Annotated in this window: 15 protein-coding genes, 3 tRNA genes and 1 pseudogene; 8 read left to right on the top strand and 11 right to left on the bottom strand. The window is 72.6% G+C overall.

Annotated elements, in window-relative coordinates; genetic code table 11:
• Positions 1-51: 51 nt before the first annotated feature.
• From IG90_RS0135365 to purS, 6 genes are all read right to left on the bottom strand, one after another.
• Positions 52-855 (bottom strand): maleylpyruvate isomerase family mycothiol-dependent enzyme, encoded by an 804-nt coding sequence (locus IG90_RS0135365; protein ID WP_030594161.1) that lies wholly within the window; start codon positions 853-855, stop codon positions 52-54.
• A gap of 9 nt (positions 856-864) precedes the next feature.
• On the bottom strand, positions 865-1,752 hold the full coding sequence (locus tag IG90_RS0135370; RefSeq protein WP_030594163.1) for a M23 family metallopeptidase: 888 nt from the start codon (positions 1,750-1,752) through the stop codon (positions 865-867).
• A gap of 64 nt (positions 1,753-1,816) precedes the next feature.
• Positions 1,817-2,323 carry an ArsR/SmtB family transcription factor gene (locus tag IG90_RS0135375; protein WP_030594165.1) on the bottom strand — a complete coding sequence of 169 codons (507 nt, stop codon included), beginning with the start codon at positions 2,321-2,323 and terminating at the stop codon, positions 1,817-1,819.
• A 118-nt stretch (positions 2,324-2,441) separates the two neighbouring features.
• Complete coding sequence (gene purL, locus IG90_RS0135380; protein ID WP_030594167.1) at positions 2,442-4,691, bottom strand: phosphoribosylformylglycinamidine synthase subunit PurL; 2,250 nt, start codon at positions 4,689-4,691, stop codon at positions 2,442-2,444.
• On the bottom strand, positions 4,688-5,368 hold the full coding sequence (purQ, locus tag IG90_RS0135385) for a phosphoribosylformylglycinamidine synthase subunit PurQ (RefSeq protein WP_030594169.1): 681 nt from the start codon (positions 5,366-5,368) through the stop codon (positions 4,688-4,690). The genes purL and purQ overlap by 4 nt, the downstream gene beginning before the upstream one ends.
• Positions 5,365-5,616, bottom strand: coding sequence for a phosphoribosylformylglycinamidine synthase subunit PurS (gene purS / locus IG90_RS0135390; RefSeq protein WP_003968034.1), 252 nt, complete (start codon positions 5,614-5,616; stop codon positions 5,365-5,367). The genes purQ and purS overlap by 4 nt, the downstream gene beginning before the upstream one ends.
• Positions 5,617-6,036: 420 nt before the next feature.
• Between purS and IG90_RS0135395 the strand changes: the two genes are divergently transcribed.
• The 8 genes from IG90_RS0135395 to IG90_RS0135430 all read left to right on the top strand — a co-directional run bounded on the left by IG90_RS0135395 (position 6,037) and on the right by IG90_RS0135430 (position 10,858).
• The gene (locus IG90_RS0135395) at positions 6,037-6,372 is read left to right on the top strand and encodes a histone-like nucleoid-structuring protein Lsr2 (protein ID WP_030594170.1); all 336 of its coding nucleotides are present in this window, start codon (positions 6,037-6,039) and stop codon (positions 6,370-6,372) included.
• A gap of 230 nt (positions 6,373-6,602) precedes the next feature.
• Positions 6,603-6,674 (top strand) — tRNA-Gly (locus IG90_RS0135400).
• A gap of 79 nt (positions 6,675-6,753) precedes the next feature.
• Positions 6,754-6,826: transfer RNA gene (locus IG90_RS0135405), tRNA-Gly, on the top strand.
• Between the two features lie 142 nt (positions 6,827-6,968).
• Positions 6,969-7,976: an ABC transporter ATP-binding protein gene (locus tag IG90_RS0135410; RefSeq protein WP_030594173.1), complete on the top strand. Its 1,008-nt coding sequence runs from the start codon at positions 6,969-6,971 to the stop codon at positions 7,974-7,976.
• Positions 7,973-8,794, top strand: coding sequence for an ABC transporter permease (locus IG90_RS0135415; RefSeq protein WP_030594175.1), 822 nt, complete (start codon positions 7,973-7,975; stop codon positions 8,792-8,794). Before IG90_RS0135410 ends, IG90_RS0135415 begins: the two co-directional genes overlap by 4 nt.
• Position 8,795: 1 nt before the next feature.
• Positions 8,796-10,145: a sensor histidine kinase gene (locus IG90_RS0135420; RefSeq protein WP_030594177.1), complete on the top strand. Its 1,350-nt coding sequence runs from the start codon at positions 8,796-8,798 to the stop codon at positions 10,143-10,145.
• Entirely contained in the window at positions 10,142-10,762 is a 621-nt protein-coding gene (locus tag IG90_RS0135425) for a response regulator transcription factor (protein ID WP_030594179.1), read from the top strand. The genes IG90_RS0135420 and IG90_RS0135425 overlap by 4 nt, the downstream gene beginning before the upstream one ends.
• Positions 10,763-10,785: 23 nt before the next feature.
• Positions 10,786-10,858 (top strand) — tRNA-Gly (locus IG90_RS0135430).
• A 56-nt stretch (positions 10,859-10,914) separates the two neighbouring features.
• Here the strand turns inward: IG90_RS0135430 and IG90_RS0135435 are convergent.
• The 5 genes and pseudogenes from IG90_RS0135435 to IG90_RS0135455 form a co-directional block, all read right to left on the bottom strand.
• A complete protein-coding gene (locus IG90_RS0135435) occupies positions 10,915-11,829 on the bottom strand; it encodes a phosphoribosylaminoimidazolesuccinocarboxamide synthase (protein ID WP_030594183.1) in 915 nt (304 codons plus the stop codon).
• A 324-nt stretch (positions 11,830-12,153) separates the two neighbouring features.
• Positions 12,154-13,608 carry a N,N-dimethylformamidase beta subunit family domain-containing protein gene (locus tag IG90_RS0135440; protein ID WP_030594185.1) on the bottom strand — a complete coding sequence of 485 codons (1,455 nt, stop codon included), beginning with the start codon at positions 13,606-13,608 and terminating at the stop codon, positions 12,154-12,156.
• A 210-nt stretch (positions 13,609-13,818) separates the two neighbouring features.
• The gene (locus IG90_RS0135445; RefSeq protein WP_030594187.1) at positions 13,819-15,510 is read right to left on the bottom strand and encodes a M48 family metalloprotease; all 1,692 of its coding nucleotides are present in this window, start codon (positions 15,508-15,510) and stop codon (positions 13,819-13,821) included.
• A gap of 396 nt (positions 15,511-15,906) precedes the next feature.
• Positions 15,907-17,157, bottom strand: coding sequence for a phosphoribosylamine--glycine ligase (purD, locus tag IG90_RS0135450; RefSeq protein ID WP_030594189.1), 1,251 nt, complete (start codon positions 17,155-17,157; stop codon positions 15,907-15,909).
• A gap of 133 nt (positions 17,158-17,290) precedes the next feature.
• Positions 17,291-18,042: pseudogene (locus tag IG90_RS0135455) on the bottom strand (DNA polymerase III subunit gamma and tau); the annotation flags it as partial.

Here is an 18,042-nt window from a genome sequence, read left to right on the forward strand (position 1 = left end):
CGGGTCGGGGCCCCGATCCGGTTCCGTCCGCTCCGCTTCGGGGCCGACGGCTCAGCCCATCAGCGGCAGCAGCTCCGCCAGATCGGCCCGCTCCCCGCCGGCGCTGACCTCGGCGTCCTCCAGGGCCCGCGCCCACTCCGTACGCCCGGTGGCGAGCCGGATCCAGGTCAGCGGGCCGGTCTCCACGACGTTGGGCGGGGTGCCCCGGGTGTGCTTGGGCCCGCCGATGCACTGGACCACCGCGAACGGCGGCACGCGCACCTCGACCGAGCCGCCGGGGGCACGGTCGGCGAGGGCGTCCGCCAGCAGCCGGGTGCAGGCGGCCAGCGCCTGCCGGTCGTACGGGATCTCCGAGCCGAGCGCCTCGTTCAGGTCGTCCGTGTGGACGATCAGCTCGACGGTCCGGGTGACCAGGAAGTCGGCCAGCCGCATGGACCCGACCCGGGTGGGAAGCAGCCGCTCCCCCGTGCCGGACGCCGGGACCGCTTCGGTGAACCCCGCCTCCGCCGCCGCGAACAACGCGTCCAGGTCGAAGTGGCCGGCCGCCAGCTCCACGACGTCCTCGGCGATCCGGGCGGCGTGCCCGGCGGTGGCCGACGGCCACTCCAGCAGGGCGACCTCGGGCTTGGGGCCGGACGGCTCCGGCAGGGACAGGGACCGGGAGACGCTGCTCAGGACCATCGCGACATGCGCGGCGAGCTCACGCACCGTCCAGTCGCCGAGCCGGGTCGGCCGGGCGAGCTGGCCGGGCGTCAACACAGCGACGGCGTCGCGCACATGGGCGAACTGGGCGAGGACCGCCGTCCGGGTCCTGAGGTGGTCGTAGGCGCGCGGGCGCTTCTTGGCCGTGGGCATGGGCCGAGACTAACCGGCCCCGCCGACATCGCCCGGCCAGGCCTGTGCGACCTGTTCCTCGATCTCCTCGATCTCCTCGACCGTGAACGTCTCGCCGTTCGCGGGAACGCCGACGCCCCGCCAGGTGAACGGGATGCCCCGGGCGTCGTCCGGGTCCGGGCCGTCCATCAGATGGAAGTGGAGGTGCGGTTCGGTGGTGTTGCCGGAGTTCCCCACCCGCCCGAGCCGCTGTCCGGCGCGGACCGTGTCCCCGGCCTTCACCTGGAGCGAGCCGCGCTGGACGTGGGCGTAGACGGCGTACGTGCTGTCACCGAGGTCGAGGATCACGTGGTTGCCGATGATCCGGCTCGCCCCGAGCATGTCCCGTACGCCGCCCTCGATCAGCATCAAGTAGAACAGCCCCGGCAGTGAGTTGCGGCTCAGGTGATCGCGCTGCCCGTCGCGCGCCCGGACGACCGTGGCGTCGGCCACCGCGAACAGCGGGGCGCCGAACGCCGGGAAGTCACGGTTGCGGCGGACGACCGGCCAGAAGAGGCGGAACGGCGGCCGGGCCGAGGGTTCGCCCTCCTCCCCCGTCCCGGGCTCCGCCACGATGTCGATCGCGTACGTCTGCCCGTACGCGTGCGTGCCGTGGCTCGGCACCTTGTCCGCCGGGCTGTTCAGGGCGGACCAACGGCCGGTCACCGGCGGGTCGAGCTCGACGGCGGGACGGCTCGTCGGCGTCGTCCTGGAGCCGGTGCGGCTCAGGGCGAGGCCGATGATCACAGCCATGCCCGCGGGCACGAAGGTCAGGCCGAAGGGCAGCAGCGGTTCGGTGAAGACCCCGATGAGCACCAACGCCACGAAGACGAGCCAGCACGCGCGGTAGAGCACCATCATGGCTTTGCGGACGGACATGATCACTTCCCCCTGTTGTCTGCGTACGGACACGTCCCAGGCCCCTAACCGAACGGCATTGGCCCTACGGGCGCGCCGCCGTCAGCACCACCAGCAGCGGCACGACCCGGGCGGGCGGCACCTCGTACCTGCCTCGCCCGGCCGCGTGCAGCCATCCCGCGCCGGTCAGCTGGCGCAGGTGGTGGTAGATCTGGCCGGTGGTGCCGGCCCCGTCGAGCGCGGCCAGTTCGGCGGCCGTCCTCAGGCCGCCGAAGATCTCGCGGAGCAGGCGCAGCCGGACCGGGTGGCCCAGCGCGGCGAACGACTCGGCGGCGTCCGCCCAGTCCCCGTCGACCAGGGCCTCGGTGAGGGCGCCGTACTGCCACTCGTAACTCTCGCCGGTGGGCATCCGCACCGAACCCGTGTAGAGCACTCCCCCGTCGGCCGCGGCCTCTCCGGCGTCGGCCAGCTGCTGTTTCAGCCCGCCCAACGCCCAGAGGGCGCCGTCGCCCAGGCGGGGGGACTCGGAGTCCTGCCGCTCCAGCGCCGTGAGCCGCCTCTCCAGCTCGGCGACCCGCTGCTCCAGCTCCATGGAACCAACCTTACGTAATTACGTAATTCCTATCAAGGGAGTGTGGGAGGGGGGAAGGCCGAAGCCCCCGCCCGGACGATCCGGGCGGGGGCTTCAGAGGTGCCGGTCGGCGCTCTGCTCAGGCGAGCAGCGCGGGGATCGTCGCCTCGTGCGCCGTACGGAGCTCGCTCAGCGGGATGCTGAACTCGCCCTGGATCTCGATCTCCTCGCCGTCCACGACACCGATGCGGGTGGCGGGCAGACCGCGCGCGCCGCACATGTCGTTGAAGCGGAGCTCCTCGCTGCGCGGGATCGAGACGACCGCGCGTCCCGCCGACTCGGAGAAGAGGAACGTGAACGCGTCCAGGCCGTCCGGCACGACCAGCCGGGCGCCCTTCCCGCCGCGCAGGCAGGACTCGGTGACGGCCTGGATCAGGCCGCCGTCGCTCAGGTCGTGCGCGGCGTCGATCATGCCGTCGCGGGAGGCCGAGATGAGGATCTCGGCGAGCAGCTTCTCGCGGCCGAGGTCCACCTTGGGCGGCAGGCCACCGAGGTGGTTGTGGACGACCTCGGACCAGGCCGACCCGCCGAACTCCTCGGTCGTGTCGCCCAGCAGGTAGAGGAGCTGGCCCTCTTCCGCGAAGGCGATCGGCGTACGCCGGTTGACGTCGTCGATCACGCCGAGCACGGCCACGACCGGCGTCGGGTGGATCGCCGTCTCACCGGTCTGGTTGTACAGCGAGACGTTGCCGCCGGTGACCGGGGTGCCCAGCTCCAGGCAGCCGTCCGCGAGACCGCGGGTGGCCTCGGCGAACTGCCACATGACGTCCGGGTCCTCGGGCGAACCGAAGTTCAGGCAGTCCGAGATGGCCAGCGGCTTGGCGCCGGAGGCGGCGACGTTGCGGTACGACTCCGCCAGCGCGAGCTGCGCGCCGGTGTACGGGTCGAGCTTGGCGTACCGGCCGTTGCCGTCGGTCGCCATGGCCACGCCCAGGTTCGACTCGGCGTCGATGCGGACCATGCCCGCGTCCTCGGGCATCGCGAGCACGGTGTTGCCCTGCACGAAGCGGTCGTACTGGTCGGTGATCCAGGACTTGGAGGCCTGGTTCGGCGATGCGACCAGCTTCAGGACCTGCTCGCGCAGCTCGGCGGCGCTCGAAGGGCGGGCGAGCTTGCCGGCGTCGTCCGCCTGGAGCGCGTCCTGCCAGGACGGGCGGGCGAACGGGCGGTGGTAGACCGGGCCGTCGTGGGCGACCGAGCGCGGCGGCACGTCGACGATCTGCTCACCGTGCCAGAAGATCTCCAGCTGGGAGCCCTCGGTCACCTCACCGATGACGGTGGCGATGACGTCCCACTTCTCGCAGATCTCCAGGAAGCGGTCCACGTGCTGCGGCTCGACGATCGCGCACATGCGCTCCTGCGACTCGCTCATGAGGATCTCCTCCGGCGAGAGGGAGGAGTCCCGCAGCGGCACGGTGTCCAGCTCGACGCGCATCCCGCCGGAACCGGCCGAGGCCAGCTCGCTGGTGGCGCAGGAGAGCCCGGCGCCGCCGAGGTCCTGGATGCCCGCGACGAGCTTCTCCCTGAAGATCTCCAGGGTGCACTCGATGAGGAGCTTCTCCTGGAACGGGTCACCGACCTGGACCGCGGGGCGCTTGGCGGGCCCGGTGGACTCGAAGGTCTCGCTCGCCAGCACGGAGACGCCGCCGATGCCGTCGCCGCCGGTGCGGGCGCCGTACAGGATGACCTTGTTGCCGGGGCCCGACGCCTGCGCGAGGTGGATGTCCTCGTGCTTCATCACGCCGATGCAGCCGGCGTTGACCAGCGGGTTGCCCTGGTAGCAGGAGTCGAAGACGACCTCGCCGCCGATGTTGGGCAGGCCCAGGCAGTTGCCGTAGCCGCCGATGCCCGCGACGACGCCCGGGAGGACGCGCTTGGTGTCGGGGTGGTCGGCCGCGCCGAAGCGCAGCGGGTCGACGACCGCGATCGGGCGGGCGCCCATCGCGAGGATGTCGCGGACGATGCCGCCGATGCCGGTGGCCGCGCCCTGGTAGGGCTCGATGTACGACGGGTGGTTGTGCGACTCGACCTTGAAGGTGACCGCGTACCCCTGGCCGACGTCGACGACGCCGGCGTTCTCACCGATGCCGACGAGCATCGCGTCGTTGGCGGGGACCTTCTCGCCGAACTGCTTGAGGTGGACCTTGCTGCTCTTGTACGAGCAGTGCTCCGACCACATCACGGAGTACATGGCGAGCTCGGCGCCGGTGGGACGGCGGCCCAGGATCTCGCGGATCCGGGCGTACTCGTCCTCCTTGAGGCCGAGCTCCTTCCAGGGCTGCGCGGCGTCCGGGGTCTCGGCCGCGTGCTTGACCGTATCCAGGCTCATGCGTTGACCAGCTTCTTGATGATCGAGGTGAAGAAACCGAGGCCGTCGGTGCGGCCGGTGCCGATGAGCGGCTCCACGGCGTGCTCCGGGTGCGGCATCAGGCCGACGATGTTGCCCGCGGCGTTGGTGATGCCCGCGATGTCGCGGAGCGAGCCGTTGGGGTTGCCGTCCAGGTAACGGAAGGCGACGCGGCCCTCGGCCTCCAGCTCGTCGAGCGTGCGCTCGTCGGCGGTGTACCGGCCGTCCACGTTCTTGAGCGGGACGCTGATCTCCTGGCCGGCGCTGTAGTCCGAGGTCCAGGCGGTCTCCGCGTTCTCCACCCGCAGCTTCTGGTCGCGGCAGATGAAGTGCAGGTGGTTGTTGCGCAGCATCGCGCCGGGCAGCAGGTGCGCCTCGGTCAGGATCTGGAAGCCGTTGCAGATGCCGAGGACCGGCATACCGGCCTTCGCCTGCTCGATGAGCGTTTCCATCACCGGCGAGAAGCGGGAGATGGCTCCGGCGCGGAGGTAGTCCCCGTAGGAGAAACCGCCGGCCAGGACGACCGCGTCGACCTGGTGCAGGTCCTTGTCGCGGTGCCACAGGGATACGGGCTCGGCGCCCGCGATCCGGACGGCGCGCAGGGCGTCCTGATCGTCGAGGGTGCCGGGAAAAGTGACGACGCCGATACGGGTGGTCACTTCTCCTCCTCCACCTTCACGACGAAGTCCTCGATGACGGTGTTGGCGAGGAACGTCTCGGCCAGCTCGTTAATGCGGGCGAGGGCGGCGTCGTCGACCGGCCCCTCGACCTCCAGCTCGAAACGCTTTCCCTGACGAACGTCCGCGATTCCCTCGAAGCCGAGACGGGGCAGTGCACGCTGCACCGCCTGTCCCTGCGGGTCGAGGATCTCGGGCTTGAGCATGACGTCGACTACGACGCGTGCCACTGGCACTCCCGGTGTGGTGGTGTGATGCGGCTGTCTCTCCGGGGGGCTCCCCAGACCCCCGCGGGTCCACTCAGCGTACCTGGCCAAAATTTCTACGCGGGTAGATATCGGGCGACACGGACACGGCGAGCACGCCGCGCGGATCACACCGAGATATCGGACACGACACCGCACGGAAAAGGTCTGGAAAAAACCCGCCCGGATTGCACACGGATTGCACACGGACACGCGGATGCAATTGGCTGGGCTTCACAATGCGGTGCCCACCGCTGTACAAATGATTACCGGGGAAAGCAACATTGCCCCGGGGACAACGGAACAGTCGACATCTCGTCGATCCGCATCCGCCCGCCTGACAGCCGGAAGGCCGGCATCCGCGCACGCACAACGCGCCGGTGCCGTAGGAAAGGACCGATATCCGTGGCTCAGCGCGTAGTGGTGACGCTCTTCGACGACATCGACGGGGGAGCGGCGGCGGAAACGGTGACCTTCGCCCTGGACGGGAAGACCTACGAGATCGATCTCAATCCCGCCAACGCGAAGAAACTGCGGAAGACCCTGGCACCTTACGTGGCCGCCGGCCGTAAGCAGACAAATGCCGGCAAGCACGGCAGGACGCCCGCGGCCTACCACCACACCTCCCTCGCCCCGGACCCGGCGGCCGTCCGCGCCTGGGCCCGCTCGCACCGGATGGAGGTGCCGGCCCGGGGCCGCATCCCGAAGAAGGTCTACGAGGCGTTCGACGCGGCCGAGTGAGCCGGCAGGGCCGGGTGGGCGTCCGGGCCGGCCCGCCGGACGCTCCGTCAGGCGGCCCCGGGCGCACCGTCGACCGGGCCTCGGGGCTCCGGTCCGGGCCCGGTCCGGTGCCGGTCCGGACCCGGTCCGCAGGTTCCGCGGGGAGCCGACTTGCGCGACACCCCTGCAGGTCGGCTAGAGTCTGGAGCACGCCGAGGGGCGAGGCCGCAAAGCCAAATCCCACGCAGCGTGCGGGTGTAGTTCAGTAGTAGAACATCCCCCTTCCAGGGGGAAGGCGCAGTGTGCAATTCCTGTCACCCGCTCTGCACGACTCTTCGGACCACTTCATTGGATCAGGTAGAGTAGTGCTCGCTCCACCGGTGAAAGCCGAGTGGCTGCACTGCGGACGTAGCTCAGTTGGTAGAGCGCAACCTTGCCAAGGTTGAGGTCGCCAGTTCGAACCTGGTCGTCCGCTCAGCAGCAAAGGCCCTGACCTTCTCGGTCAGGGCCTTTGCCGTGTTCCCGGTCTCCTTCCCGAACCACGCCATGACGTTTGTCATGAGCAGTGGTGACAGCGCGCACTGCTCGCGGGCCGGCTCCGGCGGAAACCTTGAAGCATGACCAGCGACGACATTCTCAGCGACCGCGTGGACGGTCCCGTGATCGAGGCGAACGGGGTCCGACGCCGATACGCCGGCGGCTTCGAGGCCGTGTCCGGGATCTCCTTCTCCGTGGCCCGCGGCGAACTGTTCGCCCTGCTCGGGACGAACGGCGCGGGCAAGACCTCCACCGTGGAACTCCTGGAGGGCCTGGCGCCGCCGACCGACGGCACGGTCCGGGTCCTCGGCCACGACCCGTACCGCGAACGCGCCGCCGTCCGCCCCCGTACCGGGGTGATGCTCCAGGAAGGCGGCTTCCCCTGTGACCTCACGGTCATGGAGACCGTACGCATGTGGTCGGCCTGCACCACCGGCGCACGCCCCGCCGGCGAGGCCCTGGAGATGGTCGGCCTGACCGGCCGGGCCGACGTGCGGGTCAAGCAGCTGTCCGGCGGCGAGAAGCGCCGCCTCGACCTGGCCCTCGCCCTGACGTCCCGGCCCGAGGTGCTCTTCCTCGACGAGCCGACGACCGGGCTGGACGCCCAGGGCCGGCAGGAGACCTGGGAGCTCGTCCGGGCGCTGCGGGGCAACGGCACCACCGTGCTGCTGACCACGCACTACCTGGAGGAGGCCGAGGCGCTCGCGGACCGCCTGGCGATCATGCATCAGGGGAGGATCGTGACGACCGGGACGATCGCCGAGGTGACCGCGCAGCAGCCGGCCAGGATCCGTTTCGTGCTGCCCGAGGCCGTGCCGGCGGCGCGTCTGCCGCTCTCGCTGCGGGCCGCGGCCGAGGGGTCCCGGGTCGAGATCCGCACCCCCGCCCTCCAGGAGTCGCTGCACGAACTCCTGGAGTGGGCCCGGGAGTCCGGCGTACGGCTGCACGGCCTCGACGCCCGATCCGCCTCCCTGGAGGAGGCGTTCCTCGACATCGCGAAGACCCGGCACGCGCTCCTGGACCAGGACCCGCGCCAGGTCCCGGACCGCTCCACCCGCTCCGGCGGCACGAAGAAGGTGACGGCATGACGACCACCACGACCCCCGTCCCCGGCCGGACTTCCGCCGGCTCCCCCACGGGCGCGGCGGCCGTGGCCCGGCGGCTGACCGCCCTCGGCCGCGCCGAGCTGATCCTCCTGGTACGCAACCGGACCGCGATCGTCGTGGCCCTGCTGCTGCCGCTCGCGATGATCTTCGCGATGCGGTCCTCGCTCGAACAGATCGACCTCGGCGGCACCGGGCTCACCGTCGCGGGCGCCACTCTGACCGGCGGCATCGGCATGGTGCTCGTCCAGGTCGTCTACATGAACCTCGTCTCCGCGTACGTCGCCCGGCGCGAGGAACTCGTCCTGAAGCGGCTGCGCACCGGGGAGATCTCCGACCGCGAGATCCTCATCGGCACCGCGCTGCCGTCCGTCGCGCTGGCCCTCGCCCAGTGCGTGCTGCTCGTGGTGGCCGGCGCGATCGCCTTCGACCTGAGCGCCCCGCACCGACCCGGCCTCCTGCTGGCCGGACTGCTGCTGGGATTCGTCCTGATGTCCGCCCTGGCGGCGGCGACCGCCGTGATCACCCGGACGGTGCAGACCTCGCAGCTCACCACCCTGCCGCTGTTCTTCGTCTCACTGTTCGGCTCCGGACTGTTCGTCCCGCTGGCGGTGTTCCCGGACGGGCTGGCCTCCGTGCTGGAGCTGCTGCCGATGACGGGCGTGATGACCCTGATCCGGCACGGCTGGCTCGGCGGCGTCGGGAGCGGTGACCTGCTCGTCGCCGGGGTGACCGCGCTGGCCTGGACCGCTTTCGGCGTGTTTGCTGTGCGACGGTGGTTCCGCTGGGACCCGCGCGGCTGACATGAAGGGGCTGAGGGGCGTGTTCGGTCGGGTACGGGGCTGGCGGCGCGACTGGCACGAGCGCAGCAAGCTCCAGCGCATCGACCTCTACACGCGGGTGACGCTCTGCTCGATCACCTGGTTCTTCGCGGTGTCCTGGGGGCTGCTGCCCCTCGGGGAGACCCTGGGCGAGGGACCGGTGGCGGTGGCCCTGGGAGGAGCGTTCCTCACCGCCAACATCGCCCAGTCCGTGCTGAGCAACCGCAATCTGACCCCCGCCTTCGACGACTACCGGGGGACGGGCCCGTTCCCCCCGGGGCGGTTGCGCCTGCCCGCCGCGCTCCAGGTGCTGATGACCGGCCTTCTGGTGGCACTCGCGGCGGTGGGAGGCGTGAAGGACGAGGGGCTCGTACTGCTGGTGCTGGACCTGCCCGTGGCGTTCGCCATCCCGTACGTCCTGATCGTCCCGGTCCGGAAGTTCCTGCTCCACGCCGCCGCCTTCTCCGCGGCCGTCGTGGCGCTCCTGGCGGCCGTGGGCGTGCCGGGCGGGCCGCTGTTCGGGGCGGCGCTCTCGCTGGTCGTCGTCACCCTGCTGGTGCTCTCCTCGGCCCGGCCGAGCGTCTGGAGCCTGTCCGTGATGTGGCAGGCGGAGGAGGCGCGGGACATGCAGGCCCGGCTGGCGGTGGCGGAGGAGCGGCTGCGGTTCGGCCGGGACATGCACGACGTGCTGGGCCGCAACCTCTCGGTGATCGCCCTGAAGAGCGAGCTGGCCGTGGAGCTGGCCCAGCGTGGGAACCCCGCGGCGATGGACCAGATGGTCGAGGTGCAGCGGATCGCCCGTGCGTCGCAGCAGGAGGTCCGCGATGTCGTACGCGGCTACCGGGAGGCCGATCTGCCGACCGAGCTCATGGGCGCTCAGGGCGTGCTGCAGGCCGCCGGGATCTCCTGCACCGTCGAGGGCGCGGACGGCCCGGCCGGCATCGGGGCTCCCGCCGCCGTCCAGGCCGCGCTCGGCTGGGTGGTGCGCGAGACCGCGACGAACGTCCTGCGCCACGGCGACCCGCGCCACTGCTGGATCCGGCTCACACGGACACGGGACGCGGTGGTCCTGGAGGTCGAGAACGACGGGGCCGGCGCCACCCGCCCGCTCGGCGGCGCGGACGACGACGGCGGCGGCGGTTCGGGCCTCGCCGGGCTGCGCGAACGGCTCGGGGCGCTCGGGGGATCGCTCACCGCCGGAGCCGCCGGGGACGACCTCTTCCGGGTGACGGCGACGGTGCCGCTCACGGCTCCCCGCTCGGATGCGAACGGCCGCCCGGATCCCGCGGACCCCTCTCCCGGCTCCCTTTCCGCTCCTCCGGAGGAACGATGACCACCGCGCAGCCCCTGCGGGTCCTGCTGGCCGACGACGAGCACCTGATCCGGGGCGCGCTGGCCGCGCTGCTCGCCCTGGAGGAGGACCTCGCCGTGGTCGCGGAGGCGGCCAGCGGCCCCGAGGCGCTGGCGATGGCTCTGGCGCACCGGCCCGACGTCGCCGTCCTGGATCTCCAGATGCCGGGGGCGGACGGTGTGAAGGTCGCCACATCGCTGCGGACGGAACTGCCGCACTGCCGCACCATGATCGTGACCAGCCACGGCCGCCCCGGGCACCTCAAGCGGGCCCTGGCCGCCGGCGTGCGGGGGTTCGTCCCTAAGACCGTCAGCGCCCGGCGGCTGGCCGAGATCATCCGTACCGTCCACGCCGGGAACCGTTACGTGGATCCGGAGTTGGCGGCCGACGCCATCTCCGCCGGGGACTCGCCGCTGACCGCCAGGGAGGCCGAGGTGCTCGAACTGGCGGCGGACGGGGCGCCGGTCGCGGAGATCGCGGAGCGGGCCTCGCTGTCCCAGGGGACCGTACGCAACTACCTGTCGTCGGCCGCCACCAAGATCGGTGCGGAGAACCGGCACACGGCAGTGCGTCTCGCCCGCGAGCGGGGTTGGGTATAGTAGGCATCGCGCTTCGGCGCACTGCGGACGTAGCTCAGTTGGTAGAGCGCAACCTTGCCAAGGTTGAGGTCGCCAGTTCGAACCTGGTCGTCCGCTCCGGATGAGAAGCCCCGGTCCTTTCGGACCGGGGCTTCCTGCGTATCCGCCTGGCCTCAGGACCAGTTGGTGCCGGTCAGCACCTCGTACGCCTCGATGTACTTGGCGCGGGTCGCCGTCACGATCTCCTGCGGCAGCGCCGGGGGCGGCTGCTCGCTCGCACGGTCCCAGCCGGAGGCCGGGGAGGTCAGCCAGTCGCGCACGAACTGCTTGTCGTAGCTGGGCTGGGCGCGACCGGGCTCCCAGGTGGCGGCGGGCCAGAAGCGTGAGGAGTCCGGGGTCAGCACCTCGTCGGCGATGATCAGCCGCTCGGTCCCGTCCTCGGTGGTCTCGAAGCCGAACTCGAACTTGGTGTCGGCCAGGATGATCCCGCGCCCGTGCGCGATGTCCCGGGCCCGGCGGTAGACGTCGAGCGTCGTGCGCCGCAGCTCGGCGGCCGTCTCCGCACCGACCTCGCGGGCGACGTCCTCGTAGCTGACGTTCTCGTCGTGGTCGCCGACGGCCGCCTTGGTGGCCGGGGTGAAGATCGGGCCGGGCAGCTCGGAGCCGTTGACCAGGCCCTCGGGGAGACCGATGCCGCAGACCGTACGGGTGGCGTCGTACTCGACGAGCCCGGAGCCGGTCAGATAGCCGCGGGCCACGCACTCGACCTCGACCATCCGCAGCGACTTGCAGATGAGGGTGCGGCCCGCCCAGTCGGCCGGGGCGCCCGGGGGCAGCTCGGTGGAGATGACGTGGTTGGGGACCAGGTCGGCGAGCTGGTCGAACCACCAGAGCGAGAGCCGGGTGAGGACGCGGCCCTTGTCGGGGATCTCGGTCGGCAGGACCCAGTCGTAGGCGGAAATACGGTCGCTGGCGACCATGACGAGGTCGCCCGCCTCGTTCCGGTACAGGTCACGCACCTTGCCGGTGTGCAGGTGGGTGAGGCCCGGAACCTGTACGGGCTCGGGCTTTTCTACAAAACCGGACACGGTGCCTCCGCGTAGATTGATCCAGGAGCGGTTCCGATTGTCCCGTACGGAGAGGGCGGAGCGCGCGCCGGGCCCGGTGACCGGCCCCGGGCGGGACCGGGTCGGGCTTCGCTTCCCGGTACGCCGCAGGGTTCCCGGGCCGGCCGAATCGCCCTACCGGCCGCGTCAGGGGCGCTCCTCAGCGTCGCAGGCCCCCGGCGGGTCCGATCCGGCCGGCACGCCACGCCGGATACCCGCCGGCGAGCAGCCCCGTCACCGGGCCGATCAGAGGGGCGGCGAGGTGCGGACACGCCTGGCGCGGATTCCCTTACCGCTTCCCGGGCGTCAGTCCCGCTTGCAGATCCGGTCGAGGAGGTTGGCCGTGGCCCGCTGGATCCGGGGGTCGGTGTGCCCGGGGCGGTCCAGGGCCGGGGACCAGGCGAAGGTGCCGGAGGCGAAGACGAGCGCGCCGGAGGGGGCCTGGTAGAGCGAGGTCTCCTGGTGGCGGGTGGCGCCCTCGGAGTCCTCGTACGGGGAGTGGGCGAGCAGGATGCGGTTGTCGTGCTCGGGCAGGCTGGTGCGCGGGAAGTAGCGGTCGGCCTCACCGGCGACCAGGCCGGCGATCTCGTCGCCCTCGACCGCGCCCGTGGAGTCCCAGAGCCAGTGCTCGGAGTTGCGCACGACCAGCGGGCGGGGGTCGGGCACCCGGCCCGCGTACTGGATGCCCAGGAGCTGCTGCTCGGGCCGGTCCACCTCGCGCCACAGCGCCGACTTCCCGGGCCCCCGGCGCTTGCGGCAGGTCAGCAGGCGGTCCGCCTCGCCGGAGGCGGACGGGGCGAGGCCCACCTGCCAGTACATGGTGTTGGCGGAGAGGAAGACGAGCGAGGTGCCGGAGTCCCGGGCGCGCTCGGCGGCCCGGCGCATCGGCAGCGACCAGTACTCGTCGTGGCCGGGGAAGACCAGGCCCCGGTAACGGCTGGGGTCGACACGGCCCGCGTGCAGATCGCGGGCGTCGGCGTAGGCGAGGTCGTAGCCGTACCGCTCGGCCCAGCGGATGAAGTCGTACGCGTGCCCCACGTGCAGCGGCAGGCCGGCCCCGGCGTACGGGCGGTCGAAGGAGATCGTGACGGCGGCGTCCTCCTCGCCGAGCAGCCGCCCCCGCTCGTCCCACGCGTGGTAGAGGCTGGCGCCGGTGCGGCCGTCCTCCGGGTAGAGGTTGTACGCCTGCCAGGTGATGTCGGGCAGCAGGAGCAGCAGGTCGGCGGGGTGGTCGTGGCGGACGGTGAAGGGGATGTGCGAGCGGTAGCCGTCGGCGGTGGTCAGGACGGCCACATACGCGCCGACCGACCAGTAGCTCGGGATCTGGAGCCGCCAGGACATCCACCAGTGGTGGCAGGAGACGGTCCGGTCGGCGGCGAGCGGCGGGGGCTGGACGATGCCGGAGAGCCGCGGGCTCGTGGTGATCTTGGCCGCGCCGTCGCCGCCGTAATGACCGATCCGGTAGACGTCGACGGAGAACTGCTGGGGCGGGTCCACGGTGATGTGGAAGTCGATGGCCTCGCCGGGGGCCGCCGCTCCGGGCGAGACGAAGCCCTTGATCTGGCGGTGCACGTCGTCGGCGGTACGGGTGCCGCCGCCGGTGGAGCGGGCGAGGTCGGCGTACCAGGGGACGACCTTGCCGGTGTCGTCGAAGTAGTTCTCACTGCCGCGCAGCCAGGGCAGCGGGCCCTGACCGAAGGGATCGCTCACCGCGTGCGCGAGGGCACCCGACTCCCACCGGCGAATCTGCTCCGCCCCCATGCCGCGCCCCTCCCTCGGATCCCCCGGAGCCGGACGACTCCCGGGATCCCCCGGACAACTCTGGTGCGCCGGATGTCAGCGCCGATCCCCAGCACATCACATAACGCATGCGGCCCGTCACCCTTCGTCGCGAATTGACGGGAACGGAACCGTTCCTTCCGAGCTGTGGGTGGGGCGACCCGGGCGGGGGTGCGGCGTTCGCGTACGCGCTCACACCAGCCGGACCGGCTTGTCGGAGCGCACACCCACCTCGGCGAGCCAGGACAGCAGCGGGTCCGGATCGCCGTCCTCGACGAGGCTGAGGACCGGAGTCGCGAGGTCCGCCCGGCGCTCGCCGCCGACGAGCAGCGCGGGGCCGTCGAGCCAGTCCAGGCCGGGGGCCGCGCCCGCCGTGTCCACGGCCGCGCAGCAGACCATGGCCGCGACGTGGTCGGCGAGCAGCTCGGTGCCCGTACGCGGCGGCTGCAGCGGGAAGAGGGGCAGCGGTCCCGGTCCCCAGAGGCCGAGAGGGTCGTCGGCCGCGCCGGACTCCGGTCCGCTGTGCCCGGGACCACCGTTCCCGGGACCGCCGTGCACCGGGGCCCCGGGCTCCTCGCGGGCGACCGCGGCACCGATGCCCGCCGCGAGCTCCTCGCCCGGGCCGCCGGGACCGCCGGAACCGGACAGGTGCTCCATGACCCGGGCCAGGGTGGGGACGGCCGGGTCGGCGGCGGAGGCCCGGGGGACGCCCAGGGTGTCCAGGACCCGGTGCAGCCGGGCCGCTTCCGTACGCCACTTACGGTCGACGACCTCGTCGGGATACTGCTGCCAGTCCACCGGCGCCCAGCCCGGACCGCTCTCGGCGGGGCCGCCGTGGAAGAGCCGGGCGGCGAGCAGGGACGCCGCTTCGTCGGCCACCCCGGGCTCTTCGAGCAGGTCGCACGCGGGCCGCTCGCCCAGGCGCAGCGCGAAGCCGTCGGCCAGCCGGTCCCGGCGGGAGAGCTCGGTGAGCGCGGAGACGACCCCGGCGTCCAGCCGGGAGGGCCAGCGGCCCATCCGCCAGGCGGGCAGCGCCACCCGGGTCAGCAGCCGGTCCCAGCCGGCGTAGGCGAGGCCGACCTGTTCCTGGGCGGCGATGCGCAGCCCGTAGTCGACCGTCCGGGCCCGCGTGGACGCGGCGGCGGCCACACAGCGCTCCATCTCGGCGGCGTGGTCCCGGCAGGCCCGCAGCAGCAGCCGGGCCACCCAGCCGGCGAAGGCGAGCGGCGCCCCGCGCACGCCGCCCCGGCCGGGGGCGGCGGCATCGGCGATCGCGGCGTCCAGTCCGCGGACGAAGCGGCGGGCGGCGGCTATGTCGGGGTGCGCGGACGGGCCGGTGCCCGCCACCACGGGGGCGAGGACGGCGCGGAGCTCGGCGACCCGCATCCACCACAGGAACGGCGAGCCGATGACCAGGACGGGGGCGGTGTCCCCGGTCTCCGCCGAGGCGCCCGGGCCCCTGTGGAGCGCGCGGTGCGTCCGGTCCTCCAGCCAGCTGTCGCAGTCCGGGGTCAGCGCTATGGCCGAGGGGGCGGGCACGTCGAGCCGGTCGGCCAGGTCCCGGACCAGGCGGTAGAGGTCGGGGGCCCCTTCCTCCGGCACGGGGACGGTCGGGCTCATGGCGGGCCGTGCGCGGGCCACGGAGACGGCGACCAGGACGGTCACCAGCAGCACGACGACCGCGACGCCGAGGACCGTCCAGCGCACGGCGTCCCAGGCCGGACCGGCCAGGTGGCCCTGCGCGCCCGCCGCGAACAGCACGACGGCGACGGCCGCGGGCAGGATCGCCACGGCCAGTGCCCTGCTGCGGATCCGCAGCAGGGAGAGCGCTCGGGCCTGTGCGGCCCGCGCACCCGGCTCCTCACCCACATCGATACCGGACATGGCCGGACGTCACCCCCTCTGCCCCTCGACGGTGTTGCTCACTCCCCCACTGTGGCACCGGTCACCGACATCGCAATGCCGGTGGGCCAAGTGCCGGAACGCATGCGCCGCACCCTAGTTGGGGCTCCGGCACCCGTCATCCGGATGGCCCAGCCGTCACCCGATGGAATGGCTTTGGGTAAAGCTGCTGACGTGTTCGCGTCCATGGGCAAGCGGCCCGGCCGACCGCACCCCCAGGGGCGCGGACAAGCGGCAGCCCCTCGCGCCTTCCGCGTACGCCGGTGGCGTACGGGGGTGTGGGTGGGCGGAGGGGCTGCGAAGTCCGGGAGCCCACGGGGTCCGTGGGGTCCGTGGGGTCCCCGGGGGCTGCGGGGTCCGTGGGGCGCGTTACGGGCGTCAGCCCTGGGAGGCCTTGAGGGCGATGTCCGTACGGTGCTGGGAGCCGTCCAGGCGGATCCGGCCGAGCGCGGTGTAGGCGCGCTCCCGGGCCGCCGCGAGGTCCTTGCCGGTCGCGGTCACCGAGAGCACCCGGCCGCCCGCGCTGAGCACCGTGCCGCCCTCGGCGCGGGTCCCGGCGTGCAGGACGTACGCGTCGGGTCCATCCTGCGCCGCGACGTCCGCGAGCCCGTCGATCGGGTCGCCGGTGCGCGGGGTGTCCGGGTAGTTGTACGAGGCGATGACCACGGTGACGGCGGCGTCGTCGCGCCATTTCAGCGGCGGGAGGACGTCGAGGGTGCCGTTGGCGGAGGCGAGCAGGACACCGGCCAGCGGCGTCTTCAGCCGGGCCAGGACGACCTGGGTCTCCGGGTCGCCGAAGCGGGCGTTGAACTCGATGACCCGCACGCCGCGCGAGGTGATCGCGAGGCCCGCGTAGAGCAGTCCGGAGAAGGGCGTGCCCCGGCGGCGCAGCTCGTCGACGGTCGGCTGGAGGACGGTTTCGAGGACCTCGTCGACCAGCTTGGGGTCGGCCCACGGGAGCGGGGAGTAGGCGCCCATGCCGCCGGTGTTCGGGCCCTCGTCGCCGTCCAGGGCGCGCTTGAAGTCCTGGGCGGGCTGGAGCGGCAGCACGGTGGTGCCGTCGGTGATCGCGAAGAGGCTCACCTCGGGGCCGTCCAGGAACTCCTCGATGACCACGCGGTCGCAGGACAGCGCGTGGGCGCGGGCGGCGGCCACGTCGTCGGTGACGACGACACCCTTGCCGGCCGCGAGGCCGTCGTCCTTGACGACGTACGGGGCGCCGAAGGCGTCGAGGGCCTCGTCGATCTCCGCGGGGGTGGTGCAGACGTAGCTGCGGGCGGTGGGGACTCCGGCGCCGGCCATGACGTCCTTGGCGAACGCCTTGGAGCCTTCCAGCTGCGCGGCTTCACCGGACGGGCCGAAGCAGGGGATGCCGGCCGCGCGCACGGCGTCGGCGACCCCGGCGACGAGCGGCGCCTCCGGGCCGACGACCACCAGCCCGGCGCCCAGCTCGGTCGCGAGGCGCGCGACGGCGTCACCGTCGAGCGCGTCGACCGGGTGCAGTTCGGCCACCTCTGCGATACCGGCGTTGCCGGGTGCGCAGTACAGAGCGGTGACATCGGGGTCGAGGGACAGAGAGCGGCACAGGGCGTGTTCGCGGGCGCCGCCGCCGATGACGAGGACCTTCACGGGGTGCAGCCTAGCCGCCGGGCGCGGGGAGCCCCGACGGCCGCCGGTCCGCGGACGGACCGCCACGTCCTCACGGCTCGTTGCGGTCGGGCCGGCACGGCCCGGCCACCGCGCCGCTCGCCCGGCTACCGGTTCACTGCTCGTTGGGGAACTCCTCGACCACCGTGGCGCCCAGCTCGCGGACGATCAGCTCGTGGCCGGAGAGGGCGGAGTCGACGAGATCCGGATCGTCGGCCTCCGGGGTGTCGTCCTCGGGCGCCACGGATCGCGGCGGCTCCGCCCCGTACGGACTGTGGGAGGCCTCGGGGGCGGGCGCGGCCTCCCGGCTCTGCGGCGGTGCGGACGGGGGCCGCGACTGCTGGGACGACGGCGCGTACTGCCCCTGCGGCGGGGGCGAGGACTGCTGCGGGGCGGAGTGCTGGGGCCGGGGCTCGTACGCGACCGGGGCCGCCGGGGCCGCCGGGGCCGCCGGGGCGGGCTGGTACTGCGGGGCGGGACGTCCGCCGCCGCCACCGGACTGCGGGGGCGTCCCGCCGCCACCGGAGGGGTCGACGACCGCTTCGATCCGCCACTGGGCGTTGAAGCGTTCGACGAGGGCCTGCTTGAGGATCTCCTCGCTGCCGCTGCCGGCGAAGTTGTCCCGGGCGCCCGCGTTGAGGAAGCCGATCTGGAGCGTCGTCCCGTCGAACCCGGCGACCTGGGCGTTCTGGCTGAGCAGGATCCAGGTGAAGCGCCGGCGGCTCTTGACCGCCTCCAGGATGTCCGGCCACATGTTCCGCACCTGGGCGGCGCCCTGGGCCATGCTCTGCCCGCCCTCGGGCGCGGCCGGAACGGCCGTGGCGGCCGGGGCCTGTCTCTTATACACATCTCCGAGCCCACGAGACG

It is taken from the genome of Streptomyces anulatus (assembly GCF_000721175.1).
GTDB lineage: Bacteria > Actinomycetota > Actinomycetes > Streptomycetales > Streptomycetaceae > Streptomyces > Streptomyces anulatus_C.

Coding starts and splice junctions, on each gene's coding strand:
- IG90_RS0135375 (WP_030594165.1), bottom strand. CDS start 2,323: ATGGAGCTGGAGCAGCGGGTCGCCGAGCTGGAGAGGCGGCTCACGGCG.
- IG90_RS0135410 (WP_030594173.1), top strand. CDS start 6,969: ATGACCAGCGACGACATTCTCAGCGACCGCGTGGACGGTCCCGTGATC.
- purL (WP_030594167.1), bottom strand. CDS start 4,691: ATGAGCCTGGATACGGTCAAGCACGCGGCCGAGACCCCGGACGCCGCG.
- IG90_RS0135425 (WP_030594179.1), top strand. CDS start 10,142: ATGACCACCGCGCAGCCCCTGCGGGTCCTGCTGGCCGACGACGAGCAC.
- IG90_RS0135370 (WP_030594163.1), bottom strand. CDS start 1,752: ATGTCCGTCCGCAAAGCCATGATGGTGCTCTACCGCGCGTGCTGGCTC.
- IG90_RS0135415 (WP_030594175.1), top strand. CDS start 7,973: ATGACGACCACCACGACCCCCGTCCCCGGCCGGACTTCCGCCGGCTCC.
- IG90_RS0135445 (WP_030594187.1), bottom strand. CDS start 15,510: ATGTCCGGTATCGATGTGGGTGAGGAGCCGGGTGCGCGGGCCGCACAG.
- IG90_RS0135365 (WP_030594161.1), bottom strand. CDS start 855: ATGCCCACGGCCAAGAAGCGCCCGCGCGCCTACGACCACCTCAGGACC.
- IG90_RS0135420 (WP_030594177.1), top strand. CDS start 8,796: ATGAAGGGGCTGAGGGGCGTGTTCGGTCGGGTACGGGGCTGGCGGCGC.
- IG90_RS0135440 (WP_030594185.1), bottom strand. CDS start 13,608: ATGGGGGCGGAGCAGATTCGCCGGTGGGAGTCGGGTGCCCTCGCGCAC.